25 protein-coding genes are annotated in these 21760 nt (G+C 48.3%); all 25 read right to left on the reverse strand.

Annotated elements, in window-relative coordinates:
* Positions 1-3: 3 nt before the first annotated feature.
* The 25 genes from fliQ to topA all read right to left on the reverse strand — a co-directional run bounded on the left by fliQ (position 4) and on the right by topA (position 21760).
* Positions 4-273, reverse strand: a complete 270-nt coding sequence (fliQ, locus tag BJP58_RS08435; RefSeq protein WP_071220092.1) for a flagellar biosynthesis protein FliQ — start codon at positions 271-273, stop codon at positions 4-6.
* A 40-nt stretch (positions 274-313) separates the two neighbouring features.
* The gene (gene fliP, locus BJP58_RS08440) at positions 314-1066 is read right to left on the reverse strand and encodes a flagellar type III secretion system pore protein FliP (RefSeq protein WP_076324981.1); all 753 of its coding nucleotides are present in this window, start codon (positions 1064-1066) and stop codon (positions 314-316) included.
* Positions 1063-1587 (reverse strand): FliO/MopB family protein, encoded by a 525-nt coding sequence (locus BJP58_RS08445; RefSeq protein ID WP_071220090.1) that lies wholly within the window; start codon positions 1585-1587, stop codon positions 1063-1065. The genes fliP and BJP58_RS08445 overlap by 4 nt, the downstream gene beginning before the upstream one ends.
* A gap of 11 nt (positions 1588-1598) precedes the next feature.
* Positions 1599-1964, reverse strand: a complete 366-nt coding sequence (locus tag BJP58_RS08450; RefSeq protein ID WP_006211317.1) for a response regulator — start codon at positions 1962-1964, stop codon at positions 1599-1601.
* 29 nt (positions 1965-1993) lie between these two features.
* Positions 1994-3253: a flagellar motor switch phosphatase FliY gene (gene fliY / locus BJP58_RS08455; RefSeq protein WP_194543568.1), complete on the reverse strand. Its 1260-nt coding sequence runs from the start codon at positions 3251-3253 to the stop codon at positions 1994-1996.
* A complete protein-coding gene (fliM, locus tag BJP58_RS08460) occupies positions 3243-4241 on the reverse strand; it encodes a flagellar motor switch protein FliM (protein ID WP_071220088.1) in 999 nt (332 codons plus the stop codon). The genes fliY and fliM overlap by 11 nt, the downstream gene beginning before the upstream one ends.
* A gap of 35 nt (positions 4242-4276) precedes the next feature.
* Complete coding sequence (locus BJP58_RS08465) at positions 4277-4741, reverse strand: flagellar basal body-associated FliL family protein (protein ID WP_194543569.1); 465 nt, start codon at positions 4739-4741, stop codon at positions 4277-4279.
* On the reverse strand, positions 4738-4962 hold the full coding sequence (locus BJP58_RS08470) for a flagellar FlbD family protein (RefSeq protein ID WP_009594749.1): 225 nt from the start codon (positions 4960-4962) through the stop codon (positions 4738-4740). The genes BJP58_RS08465 and BJP58_RS08470 overlap by 4 nt, the downstream gene beginning before the upstream one ends.
* Positions 4963-5013: 51 nt before the next feature.
* Complete coding sequence (locus tag BJP58_RS08475; protein ID WP_071220086.1) at positions 5014-5838, reverse strand: flagellar hook-basal body complex protein; 825 nt, start codon at positions 5836-5838, stop codon at positions 5014-5016.
* Between the two features lie 74 nt (positions 5839-5912).
* Positions 5913-6299 (reverse strand): TIGR02530 family flagellar biosynthesis protein, encoded by a 387-nt coding sequence (locus BJP58_RS08480; protein ID WP_194543570.1) that lies wholly within the window; start codon positions 6297-6299, stop codon positions 5913-5915.
* A complete protein-coding gene (locus BJP58_RS08485; RefSeq protein ID WP_194543571.1) occupies positions 6296-6979 on the reverse strand; it encodes a flagellar hook capping FlgD N-terminal domain-containing protein in 684 nt (227 codons plus the stop codon). Before BJP58_RS08485 ends, BJP58_RS08480 begins: the two co-directional genes overlap by 4 nt.
* 20 nt (positions 6980-6999) lie before the next feature.
* Positions 7000-8343 carry a flagellar hook-length control protein FliK gene (locus tag BJP58_RS08490; protein WP_194543572.1) on the reverse strand — a complete coding sequence of 448 codons (1344 nt, stop codon included), beginning with the start codon at positions 8341-8343 and terminating at the stop codon, positions 7000-7002.
* A 47-nt stretch (positions 8344-8390) separates the two neighbouring features.
* Positions 8391-9323 (reverse strand): MotE family protein, encoded by a 933-nt coding sequence (locus tag BJP58_RS08495; RefSeq protein ID WP_194543573.1) that lies wholly within the window; start codon positions 9321-9323, stop codon positions 8391-8393.
* 39 nt (positions 9324-9362) lie between these two features.
* Positions 9363-9806, reverse strand: coding sequence for a flagellar export protein FliJ (gene fliJ / locus BJP58_RS08500; protein WP_100538075.1), 444 nt, complete (start codon positions 9804-9806; stop codon positions 9363-9365).
* A gap of 9 nt (positions 9807-9815) precedes the next feature.
* Positions 9816-11135, reverse strand: a complete 1320-nt coding sequence (fliI, locus tag BJP58_RS08505; RefSeq protein ID WP_194543574.1) for a flagellar protein export ATPase FliI — start codon at positions 11133-11135, stop codon at positions 9816-9818.
* Complete coding sequence (locus BJP58_RS08510; protein ID WP_194543575.1) at positions 11119-11973, reverse strand: FliH/SctL family protein; 855 nt, start codon at positions 11971-11973, stop codon at positions 11119-11121. The genes fliI and BJP58_RS08510 overlap by 17 nt, the downstream gene beginning before the upstream one ends.
* A complete protein-coding gene (gene fliG / locus BJP58_RS08515; RefSeq protein WP_071220479.1) occupies positions 11966-12982 on the reverse strand; it encodes a flagellar motor switch protein FliG in 1017 nt (338 codons plus the stop codon). The genes BJP58_RS08510 and fliG overlap by 8 nt, the downstream gene beginning before the upstream one ends.
* A gap of 11 nt (positions 12983-12993) precedes the next feature.
* Positions 12994-14574 (reverse strand): flagellar basal-body MS-ring/collar protein FliF, encoded by a 1581-nt coding sequence (fliF, locus tag BJP58_RS08520; protein ID WP_194543576.1) that lies wholly within the window; start codon positions 14572-14574, stop codon positions 12994-12996.
* Between the two features lie 34 nt (positions 14575-14608).
* A complete protein-coding gene (gene fliE / locus BJP58_RS08525) occupies positions 14609-14917 on the reverse strand; it encodes a flagellar hook-basal body complex protein FliE (RefSeq protein WP_071220077.1) in 309 nt (102 codons plus the stop codon).
* A 45-nt stretch (positions 14918-14962) separates the two neighbouring features.
* Positions 14963-15412: a flagellar basal body rod protein FlgC gene (flgC, locus tag BJP58_RS08530; protein WP_194543577.1), complete on the reverse strand. Its 450-nt coding sequence runs from the start codon at positions 15410-15412 to the stop codon at positions 14963-14965.
* 5 nt (positions 15413-15417) lie between these two features.
* Entirely contained in the window at positions 15418-15825 is a 408-nt protein-coding gene (gene flgB, locus BJP58_RS08535) for a flagellar basal body rod protein FlgB (RefSeq protein ID WP_071220075.1), read from the reverse strand.
* Between the two features lie 457 nt (positions 15826-16282).
* Positions 16283-17689 carry an ATP-dependent protease ATPase subunit HslU gene (hslU, locus tag BJP58_RS08540; protein WP_194543578.1) on the reverse strand — a complete coding sequence of 469 codons (1407 nt, stop codon included), beginning with the start codon at positions 17687-17689 and terminating at the stop codon, positions 16283-16285.
* A gap of 49 nt (positions 17690-17738) precedes the next feature.
* Positions 17739-18281 carry an ATP-dependent protease subunit HslV gene (hslV, locus tag BJP58_RS08545; protein WP_006211334.1) on the reverse strand — a complete coding sequence of 181 codons (543 nt, stop codon included), beginning with the start codon at positions 18279-18281 and terminating at the stop codon, positions 17739-17741.
* Between the two features lie 29 nt (positions 18282-18310).
* Positions 18311-19645: an FADH(2)-oxidizing methylenetetrahydrofolate--tRNA-(uracil(54)-C(5))-methyltransferase TrmFO gene (gene trmFO, locus BJP58_RS08550; protein ID WP_374198191.1), complete on the reverse strand. Its 1335-nt coding sequence runs from the start codon at positions 19643-19645 to the stop codon at positions 18311-18313.
* A 15-nt stretch (positions 19646-19660) separates the two neighbouring features.
* Positions 19661-21760, reverse strand: a complete 2100-nt coding sequence (gene topA / locus BJP58_RS08555) for a type I DNA topoisomerase (RefSeq protein ID WP_194543580.1) — start codon at positions 21758-21760, stop codon at positions 19661-19663.

The following is a 21760-nucleotide window of genomic DNA, read 5'->3' on the forward strand; positions in this document are numbered from 1 at the left end:
AGCCTATCCGATATATTTGTAGAGATTGTCCAAAATTCCGTGGGTAAAATCCACTAACGTCGTTAATATCCAAGGACCAAACAGCAATAATGATATAAGTACGATAATAATTTTTGGTACGAAAGCCAGCGTCTGTTCCTGGATTTGTGTTGTCGCTTGAAAAATACTGATGATAAGTCCGACAACCAGTGCGAGAACCAGCATCGGTGCGCTCACCTGGAGCACAATATAAACCGCTTGTCCTGCCAGACCGATAATAAATTCAGCGCTCACGGCTAAGTCCCCCTGTATTCGAATTACTTGCCGCTTATTGCTACGTGTTAAAGCTCATCAGCATGGATTTCACTACCAAATACCAGCCGTCTACCAGAACAAAGAGCAAAATCTTGAATGGCAGCGAGATCATGACCGGCGGCAGCATCATCATACCCATCGCCATCAGCACACTGGCAACCACGATATCGATGACCAGAAACGGAATGAAAATCATAAAGCCCATTTGAAAGCCCGTCTTCAGCTCACTAATGGCAAATGCCGGTACCAAAACCGTTAATGGAATATCCTCATAAGATTCGGGTTTCTCTGCGCCTGTGTAATTCATGAACAACAATAGATCCTTTTCCCGTGTGTGCGCGAACATGAACTTTTTCATAGGATCTTGAGCCTTATCCAGCGCTTCTGCTTGGGTGATCTCACCTTTCAGATAGGGCTGCAGCGCTACATCATTCATTGAAGACAACGTCGGAGCCATTACGAATAAGGTAAGAAACAGAGCCAGGCCGATCAACACTTGGTTTGGCGGTGTTTGCTGTGTGCCGAGCGAAGTACGGACAAAGCCAAGCACGATAACAATCCTTGTAAAACTAGTCATCAGCACCAGTATCGCCGGTGCAATGCTAAGAATGGTGATCAGGAGTATCAAGGACAAGGAGCTTGTCCCCGGTGTATCTCCCTCGTTGCCGATTTGAATATCGATGTTTGGAATCGGATCCGCAAATGCCGTATGGGAAAACAGAAATCCAAACAATATGAAAATCGCGATAGCGTACGAGATCTTTTTATTCATGAATCTTTATGATCCTCCCGCAGCAATTCTTCGACCTTTTCTTTCCGGTTCGGTACGCTGCGCAGCTTGGACTCGAACACTTCATGGAAAGAAGATGTATCGTCCAATTCCATTTCTTCCGGTGGTTTGTCTTTACGGAGTTTTGCCGCCAGTTTCGTTATAAAAGGCGGCAGTGCCCCATTATGTATTCCAGAATCCTGTTCAAATGCAGCTTGGATAAGCGCAACTTCAGCTGGATCAGAAATTTTGTCCACCAACCGGACGTCTTCGCCAACTCCGATCACATAGATGCTGCCCCCAATTTCGACGAGCTGAAGGGATTTGTTAGGGCCCATCCCAACCGCACCCAAAGTACGAATGGAGCGGCCCTGCATCCAGCTCTGATTCTTTCTGCTGAGAAAGCGAATCAGGAACACGATCAACGCAACGATGATGGCAAGTACGATAAAGACATAAAATAACTGTAAATAATACCCGGTAGTACTACTTGAGCCTAATCCATCAGAAGCTGCCATCATCATAAGAAGAACCCTTATACGCCAAGCGTCTTATTGATGGCTTCAATGACTCTGTCCGATTGGAACGGTTTAACGATAAAGTCCTTGGCTCCAGCTTGGATCGCATCAATAACCATCGCCTGTTGGCCCATGGCAGAGCACATAATCACTTTTGCATTCGCATCGACTTTTTTAATCTCTTTCAGCGCTGCGATACCATCCATTTCCGGCATCGTAATATCCATCGTAATCAGATCTGGACGAAGTTCTTTAAATTTCTCGATTGCTTGCGCACCGTCCTGTGCTTCTCCCACAACCTCGAATCCGTTTTTGACCAATATGTCACGGATCATCATTCTCATAAATGCAGCATCGTCCACAATCAGAATTCGGTTAGCCATTGATAAAAATCCTCCCTAAAATGTTTGTGCTATTGTAATTTTTGAATCCGGTCCCATTGGCTCACGATATCCGTCACGCGTACACCAAAGTTCTCATCGATGACAACGACCTCGCCCTTGGCAATCAGCTTATGATTGACAAGGATGTCTACAGGCTCACCGGCAAGCTTGTCCAGCTCGATGATCGAACCTTGCGACATTTCCAGGATATCCTTAATTTGCTTTTGAGTCCTCCCTAATTCTACGGTGACTTTAAGGGGAATGTCCATCAGTAAGTTCAGATTGTTTTCATCCACCTGGGTGTACGGCGCAGATTGCAGATTAGCAAACTGTACGGGCTGTACATTCACATTGCGATTCGGCATGCCGCCATATTGCTGCGGCTGCGCTTGGTAAGGCATCTGCGGCTGTCCATATGGCATGGATTGCGGGATCGGCCCTCCCTGTCCCTGCATTGGCTGGCCGTAGCCTTGTCCGTAGTCGTATCCTTGGCCCATATCATTGCCATTCACAGGGTTAGCCGGTGCTTGAGCAGGTTCCTGGGTACTGACAGGTGCTTCCACCGCCGGCGCGGCTTCCTGCTTCGCAGGCTGAGGCTCTTCCGTTCCGTTGATAAGCATGTGAACCATATCCTTGGAAAAATGAACGGGAAGCAGCTGCATAATGGTTGAATCAATAAGGTCACCGATAATTAATCGGAATGAAATCTTAATCAGTGTTTCATCCGGCGGAAGGTTGTTAACCCCTTCACCTTTTGCCATGTTCAGAATGTCAATGCCTGGCGGCGATATATTGACAAACCGGTTAAAAATCGTCGACATGCTCGTTGCGGAAGAGCCCATCATCTGGTTCATCGCTTCCTGAACGGCACTGATATGAATCTCGTTCAGTTCCTCTTCCACGGGGTTGCCTTCCCCGCCTAACATCAGATCAGCAATGACCTGAGCATCGCGTGTTTTAATGACTAGAGAGTTAATTCCTTCAAAACCATCTACATAAGTAACATGTACCGCTACATGCGGCTTCGGAAATTCTTCCTCAAACTCGCTTCGCTTAATGATCGACACTTTGGGTGTTGTGATATCCACTTTTTTGCCCAGCAAGGTAGACAGGGCGGTTGCAGCACTGCCAAAGGTAATGTTACCAATCTCGCCGAGCGCGTCCTGCTCTAAAGGTGTTAATACATCATCGACAGTCGCCGCCGAAGGAATTGATGCTGGTGATGCCATTTCCGACTGTTTTAACAAAGCGTCGATTTCTTCCTGGGATAAATAGTCTTTACTCGTCAAATTCTTCAGCTCCTTCGATGACAATTTCATCGATTTGTACAGCAACCCGGTCTTTTATCGTTCCGGGACTGCCAATAAACTTTAATCTGTCCCCAACCTTAATGGAAAGTCCATCATGCATCGGCTTGTTTAATGAGATGACGTCGCCGACGCTCAGTCCTAAAAATTCGGACACGGTGAGCTGTGAAACGCCCAGCTCGGCAACAATCGGAAGCTTGGCCTTACTTACACGCTGCTTAAGAGCATCTACTTCCTCTGGAACACTCGCTTTTTTCTCCGAGATAAACCATTGATGCGCCGATAGCTTGGACATGATCGGTTCCAGCACCACGTGCGGGATACACAGATTAATCATCCCCGTGGTATCGCCGATTTTGGTGCTAAGGGAAATTAGCGCAATGGTTTCGTTTGGAGAAACAATCTGCATAAATTGCGGATTCGTTTCCAATGCTTCAAGCCGCGGTGAGATGTCCAGCACCGTTTTCCATGCTTCCTGCAGACTGTCGAATGCCCGGCTGAAAATGCGTTCCATGATGATCGTCTCGATTTCGGTCATCGAGCTGATGGAAGTAGGAGCAATGCCTGTTCCTCCCAGCAAACGGTCCAGCATCGCGTAAGCAATGTTTGGATGGACCTCGAGCACCATGCGCCCGACAAGCGGTTCCGCCTCGAATATATTGAGAACTGTCATTTTGGGTATGGAGCGAATAAATTCATCATATGGAAGCTGTTCAACCTGCACCACGTTAATTTGCACAAAAGTGCGTAATTGCGCTGAGAAATATGTGGTCAAATATCGTGCAAAGTTCTCGTGAATGCGGGTTAAGCTCCGAATATGATCCTTGGAAAACCGGAGTGCCCTCTTAAAATCATAAGAACGAATTTTCTTTTGCGTTTCCTCTTTTTTCAGTTCTTCAGCATCCATTTCCCCTGAAGAGAGAGCGGCCAATAAGGCGTCGATCTCATTCTGCGATAAAACATCAACCATCTACTCACCCCCTTACAGGTCGTCCGACGAACAGTCTAGATTTCAGTGACGATAACATCTGTCATTTCAATTTGAATTAAACGTCCAGACGTTAACGACTTATTAACCAGATTCACCAGCTTAGCGTTAAATTGTTCGCGCCCCTTCGAATCATTCAGTAATTCGGGCTTCGTATCGGCCAACGTCTTGATAATAATCGGTTTAATCTTGATATTCTTGATTTTTTCGAATTCTTCCTTTGCTTTTTTGTCATTCAGCTGAAAAGCAAAGGACATCTGGGCGATATAGTTTGGTTCGGCTAAATTCGTCTTGATCCCGGCGATTTCCGATGTCATCGCCACGATCTCATCGGCAGAAAACTTAGGTAAAGCCGCTGCATTGGCTGAAGCCTGACTTTTACCGTTATCGCCAAGCAATTTATCCGACAATAGGAAGATCGCCAGAACAATCAGCGTAATGGATAACAGGATCGTAATTAACCAGGGGAGCATCTTTTTCATGAAGGTTCCTCCAATTGCTGCACTTTAATGGTAGCTTGATGAATGCCTACCTCGTGATGATACGCCTTAACGGAAGCGATGATTTCATTTGCACTTTCAAGCACAATCATGCGTTTTCCATTGATCAAAGTAATGTAGGTGTCAGGAGTCTCCTCAACCATTTCTATCAACAGCGCGTTAAGCCACAACTGCGAACCATTTAACCTCGTTACCGATATCATGGACAGCCTCCTTGTTTAATCAGGGAGGGGATTGCCCCTCCCTATCCATCCTTATCGTTTCAGATTGACAACTTCTTGAAGCACTTCGTCCGAAGTCGTGATGATCCGGGAGTTGGCTTGGAAGCCGCGCTGAGCAACGATCATTTCCGAAAATTCACCTGTCAAGTCAACGTTGGACATTTCGAGCTGTCCTGAAATGATAGCGCCAGTTCCTTCTTCGGCGTTATTAGCTTCGAACATGACAGCATCCAGATCGCCATCAGGAACCGCATTAAGAGTCACACGATACATATTGCCGCCGATTTTCTCCAGACCTTCCGGATTCGGAATTTTCGCAACGCCGATGATGGCTCCCTCTTCCGTTGATCCGTCACTCATCTTCTGAATGATGGCGCCATTCTGTGCAATCGTAAATGCCGTTACATCTTCCTCCAGCTGGATAGGTTCACCAGTTGCATCAAGAACGAGCATCCCATCTGAAGTTACCAGGTTACGCGCTACGTCTATATGGAAGTCTCCAGCTCGGGTCAAGAAAGGCACATCTTGATCCTCGCTAAGCTTCACCATAAAGAATCCGTCCCCATCTATTCTCAGATCCGTCGGATAGTTAGTTATCATTGCACTGCCTGGCGTATGCAGCGTATCGATGGAACCGATCGATACACCAAGACCGACCTGCTTCGCGTTTACACCACCGGATGGATCGTCGGTTCCCGGGGTAACACCGGACATCGTTTGACTTAGTACGTCTTTAAACATCACACGTCCCGCTTTAAACCCAACTGTGTTTACGTTGGCAATGTTATTACCAATGACATCAAGCTTGGTTTGGAAACCTCTCATTCCGGAAATACCGGAATACATGGATCTTAACATCGATTTTCCTCCTTCAGTTATGGACCGCTTCTGTCGATCAGCGGCCGCCTGGCTTCCTCGCGGGCCAGCCAGATTTATGAAATAATTACTGCACTATCTATTTGCGTAAATACGTTATCCTTCATCGCGTTGCCATCCATTGCAGTGACTACGGTCCGATTCGGAATATTCACGATGAGAGCCATATCCTTCATCAGAATGAGTGACTCCTTGCTCCCCTTCGCCGCAGCTTTATCCACCGCGCTCTGGATCTGCGCAAGCTGATCACCCTTTAATTCAATGCCGCGCTGCTGAAGTCTCTTTGCCGCATGATTGCTAATTTTAAGCAGATTCTCATTTAAAAGTTCCTGAAACGTCCCGGCTGGCGGGTTAGCTTGAGCTTGCGTTTTACGCTCATTATGAAGTGCCGCGGGATGTATTTTTCCAGGGTATAAATGCCCTATGATCATGCGGTCACTCATGGCGCTACTCCCCCAGGCTCTTCTCCCCCTTGTCCAGGATCTACGGCCTCAGGAGCTGACGGCTCGGGATTGCCTGTTTCGGGTACGGAAGGATCGGGATTTGTTATTTCAGGTTCTGTCGGACCTGGACTGCTCGCGTCAGGTACGGAAGGACCCGGATTCGTTGTGTCAGGATCAATCGGACCTCGATTATTTGTATCAGGTACTGCAGGACCAGAAATCAACGCTTCTGGATCATTCTCGGTTACGGCGTTCTCGATTTTCACGATCTGGTCAAGCGATACTTCACTGTCGCCGACTTTGGCATAATGTACGCCTTCACGAACAATGATGGAATCTACGATACCGCTCTTCATGACGGAATCCGAACCATCCTCGGGCTTGAACATCCAGCTGATCTGTTTACCGATCAAACTTGAAGCAGCACCCAAAGACTGACTCATTGCCGTTAATTGAGTATTGATATTCATTAACTGCTCCAGGGAAGTAAACTGGGCCATTTGGGCAATAAATTCCCGGTCCTGCATTGGCTGAAGCGGATCCTGATGCCTTAATTGCGTAATCAGGATGCTCAAGAACTGATCCTTTCCAAGCTCCTGGCCATTCCCGCTTTTACTGCTGACATTCCCTTTAGCATAATTGGGCCACATATTATTCGTAGACACCGGATTTGTTGCCATCCAAGCTCACCTCCTCACTGTTAGGCTTTAGCGGTAAATGTTCCTGCTTGTACCCGTTCATCGTCGGCTTGGTGCTCGGCAATCCAATCGTTTAGTTCTTCTGTCAGATTTGCTGCCAGCACGGCATCATCGGATGGTCTGTCCTTCTCCTTCGAGCGATGCTGTGACTGCTGCTGGCCTGATCCAGGCTGACGGCCGTCTTGATAAAGATTCGCATTGGAAGGCTGGCTGCTCTGTGTAACTTCAATTTTCTCGATCTGCAGTCCTTGTGCAATCAATGCGCTGCGAAGCTGTGCCATTTGCTGGTCAATCAGCTCTTTAGCATCTGTCGACCGCGTCATGAACTGGGCGATTAATTGGCCATTCTGCATCGTAAGTTTGATATCTACTTGACCCAGATGTTCCGGATTCAAGGAGATTCTCGCTTCCGTAAAACCGGTTTGTTTCACGATTTCAAGCTTATTAATAATGAAAGAAGTCATTTCGCTTGAGAAATTCTCAACAGGTACCGGCGGAGCTGCAGGTTTTACTGCAACTTGCGTTCCTGAACGCAGGGCTAGTTGTCCGGCCGTGACCGTTCCTTGCTCCAACAGCGAAACTCCTTCATTCATCATGAACTCAGATGCTGTACCCTCTACTTGAGTGCTCGTCGTCAGCGATGACCACTTGGCATTCGCCTGTCCCGTTGTTTGAGATGAAGCCGACTGTCCTGAAGTATTCGTGGATACAGTAGGCTGAGCGGCATCCGGCTGTTTTTGAGCAAGGATATGATCAAAGCTGCCGCTTGCTTTAGTCTCGCCAGTCCCAGTTCCTTGACCAAGCAAACCATGGAATGATTGGACAAGCTGTTTTACAGCAGCTTCGGTATTTAGATCCACCTGACCAGATTTGGAAAGCATCGATGCCAGCTGACTGATCGTATCCTGTACCGCGAATCGAATGGTCTCCGGTCTGGAAGCCAATGGAGACATCTCATTCCCACCCGCGTTCTCTTGTGCCTGGGAAGCAGCTCCGCTCAGCATAACATTCGCTTGCGTGAGCCAGTTCTGCAGCTCTTGCAATAGGGATGGATCCTCCATCAATGCCTGGTCCATGGTGTCCAGCTCCTGCAGCAAACCTTGAAGCAATTCCATCAAGCCTTCAATCGATGCATCGGTTTCCGAAGAATACTGCGTTAGCAAGGATTCCAGCTTGGCAGCGACTTCCGTCGATGTTGTTGAAGCGCTGTTCCCGCTGCTATTCATCTGGTAAGCCAGTGTCGCATCAAAGGAAACACCCGCTGTCGACTGACCCGCCGCGCTTGCCTTTCCGCTTCCCGAGGGACTGCTTACGGATGAAGACATATTTTGTACCGTTATTGTCATCGTCTTATTTCACCTCCCTTCCTGGGGATGGAGATTCATTTCAGAGCTTATTTAGAGCCCATCAGGCGATTCAATATCTTTGCTGCCAGCTCCGCATCTTTCGAGGACATCGCATTTAAAATCCGTGAACGCGTTGCATCATCCACAGTATTTAGAATGGTCATGGTCTTAGCAGGGCTGATCTTATACGTTTGCATCAGCAGTTCGGCAGCGTTGGCGGGTGTCATTCCGGCAAAGGTCTGATTCAACTGGTTTTTATCCAGATTGTCGGATGTCTTCTTCTGGGCCGCCTCTGTATCATTCTTCTTGAGCCTGGATTGCAGTGCCGCGATGGCCATATCTTCAGAAGTCTCGGCATCTTTAAGCATCATGGTTGCATCCGCGGCCGTTTTGGGATCCATTTTTTGCAGAATGGCAACCCGATTGCTGCTCTTCATCTGACTAAGCATAAGCACCATTTCTTCCAGCGTAAGGTTTTGCATGATCGGTGCCGCTTTGCTTGGACTCATGTCGGCGTAGAGCTTGGACAGTTCGCGAATTTGCTTGGTATACGCGTCTTCCTCTTCGGTCTCACCGCTTGTCGATGTACTCTGCATCGAATCAATTTGGGTTTCCAGCTCTTTCACCTTGTTTTCCTGCGCTGTTTTTTGCTCCGTTACTTCATTTAATGTTTCTTCGCGTTCGGCAAGCTGCTTCTTAAGTTCAACAATCGTTGCTTCCGCGCTTTCTTCCTGCTGCTTCGCTTCTTTGAGTTTCTGTTCTTCCGGGGTCAGCACCGGATCCGGGACCCAGTTCTTGACGACCGGAATTTTATTGGCTACATCGATTAGTCCATCCCGCACATCGGCTCTAAAAAATACGGCAAGCGCCCCGAGCAGTACAATCGTGAATATAGCAGGTACCAAAATCAACAGTATCCGTTCAAATCCTCCGCCTGATTCTTCCTTATCAAGCGGCATGTCTTTTCGTGCCACTCTCATTCCTCCTTCGCGGTCATAACCCTTCGGTGTTTGCAAACCTTATCGGGCTTTGATCGCAAAACGTACCGTCGCCATTTCGTCCAGCTCGTTTTGTTCCCGAAGGAGACTTTCATGCCGGAACTTTTCTTGGGATTTATCTCTTGCTTTCAGCCACACTTTTTCGTCTAGCATTTTGTCGGACAATACCTTCTGTTTCTTGGTTACATTGACATGAGCGATCCGTATGTCATCCCGCTTACGCTCAATGCATTCTTCCAAGTGCTCTGCGTATACCTGAATGTTTCGGATCTCAGCGACCGGCACGCACCGTGATGCAGCCTCCTGCTGAGCGTGATACATTTGATCCCGCATCTCATACAGCTCATTCAGACTTTTCTCTTCCGCCTGCAGCTTCCCGATGGCGCTTGACAGCATCCATTCGGCTTGCGTTTTCTCGTTGCTTTTCAGGTCTACGATTTTCTGGAATGCATAATGAAATTTCATTCTTCAAAGTCATCTCCTTGAAAACTCGGAAATCAAACGTTCCTGAACCTCATTCAATGTTGTCTTTTCATTCACTTTTTGCTTCGTGAAATCCCATATTCGCCCGATATATTCGATCGATTCATCGATATCGGCATTCGAGCCCTGTTGATACGCCCCGATATTGATCAAATCCTCCGAGTCCTTATATATCGCCATCAGTCGCTTTACGTTCTCGGAAGCATCGATTTGTTCTTCTGGAGATATATCTTTCATCACCCGGCTTATGCTAGCCAGCACATCAATGGCCGGAAAATGCCCTTTATTTGCGATATTCCGGTTTAGAACGATGTGACCATCAAGTATGCCTCTAACCGCATCCGCGATCGGTTCGTTCATATCATCACCATCTACCAACACCGTATAAAAGGCTGTAATCGAGCCCGTTGGCCCTGTGCCTGCTCGTTCCAGAAGCTTCGGCAGACTGGCAAATACAGACGGAGTATAACCGCGCATGGCCGGCGGCTCTCCTACGGCTAGTCCTACTTCTCGCTGTGCCATCGCATAGCGGGTAACGGAATCCATCATCAGCATCACATTCAGGCCGCGATCCCTGAAATACTCGGCGATCGTTGTAGCGATCAAGGCCCCTTTAATGCGGATGAGTGCCGGTTGATCCGAGGTCGCAACAATTACGACGGACCGTTTTAACCCTTCGGGACCCAAATCCCGTTCTATGAAATCCAGCACTTCGCGTCCACGTTCCCCGATCAAAGCTATGACATTGACATCGGCAGAAGTGTTTCTCGCGATCATTCCCATCAGGGTACTCTTCCCGACACCGGATCCGGCGAATATACCGACCCGCTGGCCTTTGCCGATGGAGAGCAATCCGTCAATCGCGCGGACGCCGATGCTGATCGGCTCCTGAACCCTCGGCCTATTAAGCGGGTTCTGTGGAACGTTATGGGTTGAATAGTGCGGCATGCGCGCCGGAATGATAGATCCGTCCAGCGGTTGTCCCAATCCGTCGAGCACTTTGCCAAGCAGTTCCGAACCCACTTGCACGCTCAGTGGTTTGCCGGTACCGACTACATCACAGCCAGGACCAATGGAGTGAAGCTCGCCGAGAGGCATCAGCAACACCTTATTGTCTCTGAAACCCACGACCTCCGCCTTGAGCGGCTTGGTTTGCTTCGTGGGATAGATATAACAAACATCGCCGATGCTTGCATCCGGCCCTTCGGACTCCACCATCAGTCCGATTACCTGTGTAACTTTACCATTGATGCGAACGGGGTCCAGATGCTTCAGATGATCCATGTACCGCGCGCTATTCAGCTTCTTCATCTTGATTTCTCCGTTCCTCGTCATCAAGAGCGAACCGCACGAGCTCTTTTTTGATCTCGGATAGCTGTGTATCGATCCGGGCATCCACGCTTCCGAAAGAAGACCTGATCACGCAGCCGCGATCCTTAACCGTGGAATCCGGCAAAATTTGAAGTTCTGCCTGAGAGTCGATCGATAATCCGAGCTCTTCCCGTGCCGCGTATACAAATTCGAATTGTTCAGGAGCTACGCAGAGGGAGATGACTCCTTTTTCCCGCTTGCGTGCCAGATTCTTTCGAATCAGCTCCAGCGTGAAATCAGGTTCGATCGTCAGCTGACGATCCAGTACTTTCTCCGCGATGCTGCAGCTGAGCTCCACCAAAAAAGGCTCCGCTTCCTGAATTAGATCATCCTTGGCTTGATGGGCAAGCTGAAGCAATTCACTCGCCTGTAATGTCGCTTGCTCCATCAATTCCTTCATCTCAAGCTCTGCCTTGGCTGAACCTTCGGCATATCCTTGATTAAAGCCTTCCATCTTCAGCGTTTCGGACAAATCCTCGTCCTGAAGCCTTCTGTCGGTCCACCACGCTTCAATCTGCTGCTGCGCTTCGGCCAACAGCCGTTCCGCCTCTTCCGAAGCTTCGCGGATTTGTCGTTCGGCAAACTCCTGAGCATCTTTTAGCATCTCATGCTTTAAACGTTCGGCTTCAGCCAGTGTTTGTACGGCAGCCGGCTCGGCAGTCGGCGGAGTATATTCCTCTACCGTTTCCTCGGTTGGCGAAGCGTAACGACGAGCAAGATCCAACTCTTTCAACACATCCATCGGTTTATAGTGGGACGATTTGATCAAGTTAGACAATGATGTCATCTCCTCCGCCACGGGCAATAATGACCTCGCCCGCTTCTTCGAGTCTTCGGATCGTGCTTACAATCCGAGTCTGAGCTTCCTCCACATCACGCAGCCGCACCGGTCCCATGTATTCCATCTCTTCGCGGAAGGTTTCGGCCATGCGCTTGGACATGTTGCGGAAAATGACGTCCCGTACTTCTTCGCTTGCCACCTTGAGTGCAAGCTGAAGATCGGCGTTCTCGACATCGCGGATAATACGCTGGATCGAACGGTTGTCCACGTTGACGATATCCTCGAATACGAACATCCGCTTCTTGATTTCTTCGGCGAGCTCGGGATCCTGGATTTCCAGGGAATCGAGGATCGTTCGTTCCGTACCGCGATCCACACCGTTCAGAATTTGAACGATGGATTCAATGCCACCCGCACTCGTGTAATCCTGAGTAACCGTCGCCGACAGCTTCTGTTCCAGCACGCGTTCAACCTGGGCGATGACTTCTGGTGAAGTACTGTCCATGACTGCAACCCTACGCGCTACTTCGGCCTGCTTCTCTTGCGGAAGTGAAGATAGGATTGCGGATGCCTGCTCGTATTGAAGATACGACAAGACGAGTGCAATGGTCTGTGCATTTTCGTTCTGGATAAAGTTCAGAATTTGGCTTGGGTCCGCTTTGCGGGCAAAGTCAAACGGTCTTACTTGAAGCGTTGCTGTCAGTCTGTTGATCACTTCCATCGCTTTTTGCTGTCCAAGCGCCTTCTCCAAAATCTCTTTAGCGTAATTAATACCGCCTTGCGAGATGTATTCCTGGGCCAGGCAAATTTGATGGAATTCCTGAATAATGCTATCTTTTTCATCACTGTCGACTTTACGAACATTCGCAATCTCCAGCGTCAATTGTTCAATTTCTTCATCTCGAAGATGCTTAAATATTTGAGCAGACACTTCCGGGCCAAGTGTAATGAGCAGTATAGCCGCTTTTTGACGTCCGCTTAACATTTGGTTATTTCCCTTAGCCAATGCTTCCACCTCTATTCCTCAGCTAGCCATGTGCGAAGTAAATTCACGAATTCATCTGGCTTCTTCTTCGCCAAGGTTTCGAGCTGTTTACGAACCTGGCTTTCATTGGTTATACTTTCGAGATTAATCGATGGGAATTCCGTAACTGGCGGAAGCTGAATATCATCTTCAAATTCTTCCTGCTGCTTTCTGCGTCTGCGGATTATGAAATAGGTTCCTCCAGCAATTAACGCCAACGCAGCGATACCAATCCCCCATAATACAGGCTGAGAAAGAACGGTTTTCGGATTTTCATCCGCATTTACATTAAATACCTGTGAAATAACCGAAACTTTTTTGGACAAATCAGCGTCTGTATAAGTAGAGCCTGTATCCGAGAGCGATGCACGCACGATATTAACCAGAATGTTCTGTATTGCCGTTCTTGTCGCGTCATCCAAAGTTTGTTGACCGGCAGGTGGTTCAACCGAGACATTAATGGTTAAATCTTTAACAGTATATGGACTTGCTATGATATCCTTCGTAATCCGGTTAACTTCATAGTTAACGGTTTTGGAGAGCTCTTCCGAGTTCGTTTCCCCGCTTCCAGAATCGCTTGGATATCCCGGAACAGCTTCTTCGCCTACGCCGGCTACTCCGCCGGTTGGACTACTGGTTCCCGAATAGTTCTTCTGGATCTCCTGAACACTGAGCTCAATCCCCTTCATTTCTTCTTCATCAACAGGGGTTACGATGTTTTCCTTGCTCTGCACCTGATCAAAGTTCAGTTTGGAAGCGACCAGAACATTGACTTTATTCGATCCCATGTACTGCGAGAGAAACTGCTGAACATTTTGCCTAACGTCGCTTTCGAATTTTTTCTGAAGCGCGAAGTTTTCTTCCACCTTACCCATCAATCCACCTTGACCGCCTTTAGCTGTTGCGAGCAGCTCGACTTCGTCATTGGTGATTGTAATGTTCTCAACCGGTAAGTTCGGAATGGCCGTCTTCACGAGGTTATAATACCCGTCTATGACTTCTTGATTAGGCCGATAGCCTGGTTTGAATTGCACAACTACGGAGGCGCTGGCTTGATCTTCGTTTCCGTTTTTTGCAAATACACTTTCTTTTGGCAAATTCAACAATACCGTTGCATCCTGGACGCCCTGCATCTTCTCAAGCAGTCGTTCCACTTCGCCATTCAGTGCATTTACATATTTCACTTCGAATTCGTTATCTGTCATCCCGATGGCTGATGCGTTCTTCTCGAAGGTTTCGAATCCGATCGTACCATTCTGTACAAGTCCTTGCGACCCTACATCAATCTGGACTTTAGCTGCGCTCGTACTCGGAACCAGGATGCTTCTGCCATCCTCGCTCAGCTTGTAGGAAATCCCTTGGGTCTCCAGGTGGCTGATGATTCCTGCAGCGTCGCTGGAATTTAAATCCCGGAATGCTACTTCGTACTTCGTCTTGGAGAACTGCATCGTTAGTACGATTAGAGCAATCAAAACAAATGCTATTGTAGCGATTAACATTATTTTTTGTTTGTTGCTGAATTGGTTCCAATACTGGGTCATTCTCTCCCGATACTGGGTAATTCTCTCGTTCACATTGTCACCCCATCCGAAACTTTGCTAGAAACATTTAGATTTGCGTGCGCATGATCTCTTGATAGGCTTCTACCACTTTGTTTCGGACCTGTGTTGTGAGCTGAATGCTCAACAGAGCCTGTTGGGCGGATATCATCGCCTGATCTACGTTTACTTGTCCAATCATTAATTTATCGCTCATAACATGTGCATTTTGTTCCTGTGATGCCACAGAGTTCAGTGCTTCATTCAGGTAAGAGCCAAAATCGCGAATCGATTCGGATGGAGTCGCTCCATTTTTCACTTGCTCCTGCAGTTGAAGCGGCTGCACGCCCTGAACACTGAACATTGCATTTTGAATCATTTCTCTCTCTCCTCCTACAATATGGGCTTATGTATTTTTCACTTGTTATCTACCGATCTCCAGCGCCTTCATAATCATCGCTTTCGAAGCATTGATCGCCGTAACATTAGCTTCGTACGAACGGGTAGCTGCTATCATATCCACCATTTCCTTCGTAATGTCCACGTTAGGCATAAAGACATAGCCTTCCGCATTCGCATCAGGATGTGTAGGGTTATATACCTGTTTCAGCGGGGTTTGATCTTCCCGTACCTGCGCAACCTTTACCCCTTGTCCCGCATTCTGACCATTCATCTGAGCTCTAAGAAGTCCTTCAAATGATTCCTGCTGCGGTTGTAAAACAACCGTTTTTCGACGATACGGAACGGCTTGGCCGTTCTCGATTCGCGCGCGAGTGGTTTCCGCATTGGCTATGTTGGAGGAGATGACATCCATTCGAAGCCGTTGTGCTGTTAGAGCTGATGCATTAATACCGAAGCTATTGCTAATATTCATGAACCCTATCTCCCTTCAATAGCTGTACGCATCATTCGAATCTGCTCATTTACAGCTTGTATGTATGAATTATAACGGAGCTGATTCTCTGCAAGCAGCGACATTTCTCTGTCTGCATCGACATTATTCTGGTTGTTATTCATGGAGCTGCTGCCATCCTTCATGACCGAAGCCTCAGGAATCCCCCCGGTTGAACCAATGACAAAATGTCTGGGATCTGTTCTTCTGCCCTGTAATGACAATTGGGCCCCATCCATTTCTTTTTTCAGAAGACTCTCAAAGGATACCTCGGATCTCTTAAAATGAGGAGTATCCACGTTGGCGATGTTGTTTGCAATCACATTGTTTCTGAGATTAGCTGCATCCAAACCGCTTTGAAGCCGTTGAAAAGAACTATTATTCAACAGATTCACTAGCTCATTCCTCCTGACTGGACTTTGCAGAAAGGTATTCCACTCTTCCTAGCTAAATCCTCTTTTTTCGACAAATCATATAATCCGTATGAACTAACCTAGGTCTTAAGTAGAAAAAGACAACATGATGTCACATAAACTAAGTTTCTTAAAGTTTGGGACTTTTTACAATAAGAAAAAAGCCCTATCTTTTACCAAAAAGAAGGGCTTTGTGTTCATTTTTATCCGGTTTTTTTCTATATTATTGCAAATCGTATCACTAAATCTGTAAAATTTAAGCGATTTTTCCCGAAGGGTAGGTCCTGATGGGGACCATAAAATTCACAAAAAATTACGAAATCCGTCCCGATCCCTTCCAACATGCGAAAGCGCTTCGACAACTTGCTGCAAGGGAAGGGATGAATATCGACAATTATTTACTTTCGCATACCCGGCAAATAGACCTATATGCATGCAACTACAGAATATACTGGCTCAGGTCCCGGTCCTGGGCAATGCCGGCAAGTTTCTCCCGGACATACTGCGGCGTGATCACCATGCGGTCCAGCGTCAACTCAGGCGCTTCAAATGACAGGTCTTCAAGGAGCTTCTCCAATATCGTATGAAGTCTCCGCGCGCCTATATTCTCCGTGTTCTGGTTAACCGAAGCCGCAATTTGGGCGATTTCCCGTATCGCTTCTGGAGAAAACTCAACCTCAAGATCCTCAGTACGCAGCAGATTTACGTATTGCTTGGTTAGTGCATTTTTCGGCTCGGTCAAAATGGATACAAAATCGTCGAGTGACAAGCTGCTGAGCTCCACCCGAATCGGAAAACGCCCCTGAAGCTCGGGAATCAAATCCGATGGCTTCGCAATATGAAAAGCACCTGCCGCGATGAAGAGGACAAAGTCCGTTTTTACCGGTCCGTATTTCGTCATAATCGTCGAGCCTTCCACGATAGGCAGAATGTCGCGCTGCACACCTTCTCTGGACACATCCGGACCCGATTGGCGGCCCTGGCTGGCAACCTTGTCGATCTCATCGATAAATATAATGCCGGATTGCTCTGCCCGACGAATGGATTCCTGGATGACATCATCCATATCAATGAGCTTGCCTGCTTCTTCTTGCGTCAGTACTTTCCTGGCTTCTTTCACTGACAGCTTGCGGCGCTTTGTGCGCTTTGGCATCAGATTGCCGAACATTTCCTGCATGTTCATGCCCATCTGATCATTGCCCTGCCCCGCAAACATATCGAACATGTTTGGAGCAGCATCCTCGACATCAATCTCAATCGTTTCGTCTTCAAGCTTACCGGACAGCAGGTTAAAGCGCACCTGTCTCCGCTTCTCTTTGAGACTAACGTCCTTATCGTCCGCATCCTCATCTTCGGTCTGGGTATCGTTATTCGCACCGCCAAACAGCATCTCAAAGGGATTTCGCTGACTCTTCTGCCCTTTGGTTGAAGGCGCCAACAGCTGAACGATCCGCTCGTTCGCCATTTCCTCGGCTTTGTCCTTAACCTTCTCGGTGCGTTCCAGCTTCACCATCCGGATCGCGGTTTCCACAAGATCCCGTACCATGGATTCCACATCACGGCCGACATATCCAACCTCGGTAAACTTTGTCGCCTCGACCTTAACGAACGGTGCATGAACCAGCTTGGCAAGCCTTCTTGCAATCTCCGTTTTGCCGACGCCGGTGGGACCGATCATCAGTATGTTCTTCGGTACGATTTCATCCCGCTCGTCATCCGTAAGCAAGCTCCGGCGATAGCGGTTCCGAAGTGCTACAGCGACCGATTTTTTAGCTTCCTTTTGGCCTACAATGTATTTATCCAGCTCGGATACAATCTGTCTTGGCGTCATCGATTCTTTACTCATCGCGAATACCTCCACCCCTGATATGGCTATATGTTGCTGTATGGCATCCTTACAGCTCTTCGACAATAATATTGCTGTTGGTATAGACACACACCTCAGAAGCGATCTGAAGCGCTTCTCTGGCTATATCCTTCGCTTCCATATGTCCGGCATGACGCTTAAGCGCCCGTCCTGCCGACAAGGCAAAATTGCCGCCTGACCCAATGGCCAGCACATCATCATCAGGCTCGATGATTTCGCCGCCACCTGAAATCAGCAGCATCCCGGTTTTATCCATAACAATCATCAAAGCTTCAAGCTTGCGAAGCACACGGTCTTGACGCCAATCCTTCGCGAGTTCAACAGCGGCGCGCTGCAGATTTCCATGGTGCTCTTCCAGCTTGCCTTCGAATTTCTCAAATAACGTGATAGCATCCGCCACAGAACCGGCAAAACCGGCGACAACTTGTCCCCGGTAAAGACGGCGCACTTTCTTGGCGGTCTGCTTCATGACTACACTTTCACCAAATGTAACTTGGCCATCGCCGGCAATAGCTGCTGTGCCATTATGCCGTACTGCACAAATTGTAGTGGCGTGAAAAGTCATTTCCATGATGGCAAGACCTCCCTAAGAAAATAAGATTAGATTGTATTTAGTTCGTTAGCATTAATAAATACGCGTACTCCGTCAAGCGCTCTGCTTGCAAGCGCTTCGTTTTTTTCCTTTTTGTTGCGAATGCGCTTCTCGAGACTCGGAAGAAGGCCGAAGTTCGCATTCATCGGCTGGAAGTTATCTGGATCTGCATGGGTTATGTAATAGGCCATGCTCCCGATAGTTGATTCCTGAGGGAATACGATCCCCTCCTGCCCCTGAGCGGCTCTTGCTGCATTGATCCCGGCAATCAATCCGGATGCCGCCGATTCAACATATCCTTCTACGCCCGTCATTTGTCCCGCCAGATACAGATTTGGCCGTGTTTTCACCTGATAGGTTTGTTCCAGCAGTCTAGGCGAATTGACAAACGTATTGCGGTGCATGACACCGTAACGCACAATTTCGGCGTTCTCAAGTCCCGGAATCATGGAAATGATCCGCTTCTGTTCACCCCACTTCAGATGAGTCTGGAAACCGACAAGATTGTAGAGGGTACCTGCGGCATTATCCTGACGGAGCTGCACCACAGCGTGCGGCAGCTTGCCTGTATGCGGGTTCACCAATCCAACAGGCTTCATCGGGCCAAACAAGGCGGTTTGTTTACCACGCTTCATCATGACCTCGATCGGCATGCAGCCCTCGAAATAAATCTCCTTCTCAAACTCTTTCAATTGAGCGACTTCGGCATTGATAAGAGCGTCATAGAAAGCGTCGAACTCTTCTTCTGTCATGGGACAATTCAGATAAGCCGCTTCGCCTTTATCATAACGGGATGCCAGATAAACCTTGCTCATATCAATTGAATCTTTTTCCACGATCGGAGCAGCCGCATCGTAAAAATAGAAATAGTCCTCACCCATCAGCTCACGAATCTGTGATGACAACGCGGGCGAGGTCAGCGGCCCAGTTGCAATAACAACGATGCCTTCTTCAGGTATATGCTGAATTTCTTCATTTACAACCTCAATTAAAGGATGCTGATGCAGAGTTTCCGTAATTTCTCCCGAAAAACCGTCACGGTCAACGGCCAATGCGCCGCCAGCCGGGACGGAATTGCGGTCTGCCGAACCGATGACAAGCGAGTTCAGCATCCGCATTTCTTCCTTCAATACCCCTACTGCGTTGGTTAAACCGTTCGCCCGAAGCGAATTACTGCATACAAGCTCAGCGAACTTGTCCGTATGATGAGCCGGCGTCTTAACGACCGGCCGCATCTCATATAATGTAACGGGTATGCCCCGGCTAGCGATCTGCCAGGCAGCTTCACTGCCGGCAAGCCCTGCACCGATAACCGTAACCCTCTGTGAATCTGTCAACGTCATTACCCCCTGTATGCCTTACAAATCTGCTGCGTCGTCTTGTTCCTCGACCATTTCGGAATAATCACAAGAAGTACATTGAAGCTTGATGCCTTGCTTGCTTTTCTTCTCTACCATTAAGCTGCTGCAATTCGGACACGGCTTCGTTGACGGTTTATCCCATGATACGAAATCACATTCGGGATAACGATCACATCCAAAGAAGACGCGCCCCTTCTTGCTTCGTCGTTCCACGACATGGCCTTCCTTGCATTTCGGGCACGCCACGCCGATATCTTTCACGATCGGCTTGGTATTCCGGCAATCCGGGAAGCCTGAGCATGCAAGAAACTTGCCAAACCTGCCCAGCTTATAGACCAACGGCTTTCCGCACTTTTCGCAGATCTCGTCGGAAACCTCATCTTCGATTTCGATTTCCTTCATTTCTTCCTCTGCTACTTCAAGGCGCTTTTCGAAGGATTCATAGAACTCTGCCAATACTTTGACCCAATCTTCGGAGCCCTCCTCCACATGGTCGAGGTCCTCTTCCATGTTAGCCGTAAACTCCACATTGAGAATTTCCGGGAAGAACTGCTCCATCTGCTCGATGACAAGTTCACCGAGCTCGGTTGGCATGAATTTCTTCTCTTCGATGGCAACGTAGCCTCTCTTCTGGATCGTCTCCAGTGTCGGTGCATACGTACTAGGTCGCCCTATGCCGAGCTCTTCCAGCGTCCGGACAAGACGTGCTTCCGTATAACGCGGAGGTGGCTGCGTGAAGTGCTGCTTCGGCTCAATGTCCTGCTTCTCCAGAATGTCGCCACTATGAAGCTCCGGCAGGTATTTATCTTCTTCTGTCGTCCCGTCGTCGTTGCCTTCGACGTAAACCTTCATGAATCCAGGGAAACGAACCTTCGAACCTGTTGCGCGGAAGACGGCCTTGCCCGCGGCAATATCAACAGAAAGCGTATCCAGCACTGCAGAAGACATCTGACTTGCCACAAAACGCTCCCAGACCAGTTTGTACAAGCGGAGCTGATCACGGCTCATAAACGGCTTCATGGATTCAGGATCCCGCAGCACCGATGTAGGACGAATCGCTTCATGCGCATCCTGAGCGTTGGCTGCTTTTTTCGAGTATTGTCTCGGGCTCTCCGGAACGAACGGATCACCATACTTCTCGGTGATGTATTCTTTTACTTCTTCTTGAGCCGTCCCTGAGATGCGCGTGGAGTCCGTACGCATGTAGGTAATCAAACCGACGGTGCCTTCCTTGCCAAGCTCGACGCCCTCGTACAGCTGCTGGGCAACGGACATGGTCTTAGCCGCCCGGAAACCAAGTTTACGTGCAGCTTCCTGCTGCAAGGAACTCGTTGTAAACGGTGGAGACGGATGGCGCTGACGCTCTCGCTCTTTTACTTCGCTGACTTGGAAGGAAGCATCCCGAATCGCTTGAAGAATTTCATTTACTTCCTGTTCATTGGTGAGCTCTTTCTTTGCGCCATTAAGCTGCGTGAATTTGGCTTCGAATGCAGAACCTTTAATGGCCAGTTTGGCCGTAATGGTCCAATATTCTTCCGGCACGAAAGCGCTGATCTCATTCTCGCGGTCGAGAATGATTTTGACAGCTACCGATTGAACACGGCCGGCAGAGAGTCCCTTTTTCACTTTCTTCCATAGAATAGGGCTGATCTTATAACCAACCAATCGGTCCAGGATACGTCTTGCCTGCTGCGCGTTGACCAGATCCATGTTAATTTTGCGCGGCGTCTTGAAGGCATCCTTCACGGCTGTTTTTGTTATTTCATTAAATACAACCCGCAGGCTTTGAGTATCATCCAGCTCCAATGCATGCGCAAGATGCCATGCAATGGCCTCCCCTTCGCGATCGGGGTCAGCTGCGAGGTACACTTTTTTCACCTTTTTGCTAGCATCCTTAAGTTCCTTTAAGACAGAACCTTTTCCGCGGATCGTAATGTATTTCGGATTGAAGTCGTTTTCTACTTCAACCCCGATCTGGCTCTTCGGCAAATCGCGAACATGACCCATCGAAGCCTTCACGATATACTTGCTGCCGAGATATTTGCCAATCGTTTTCGCCTTAGCAGGCGACTCTACGATGACGAGTGAATCCGCCAC

It is taken from the genome of Paenibacillus sp. JZ16 (genome assembly GCF_015326965.1).
Classification (GTDB): Bacteria; Bacillota; Bacilli; order Paenibacillales; family Paenibacillaceae; genus Paenibacillus_AQ.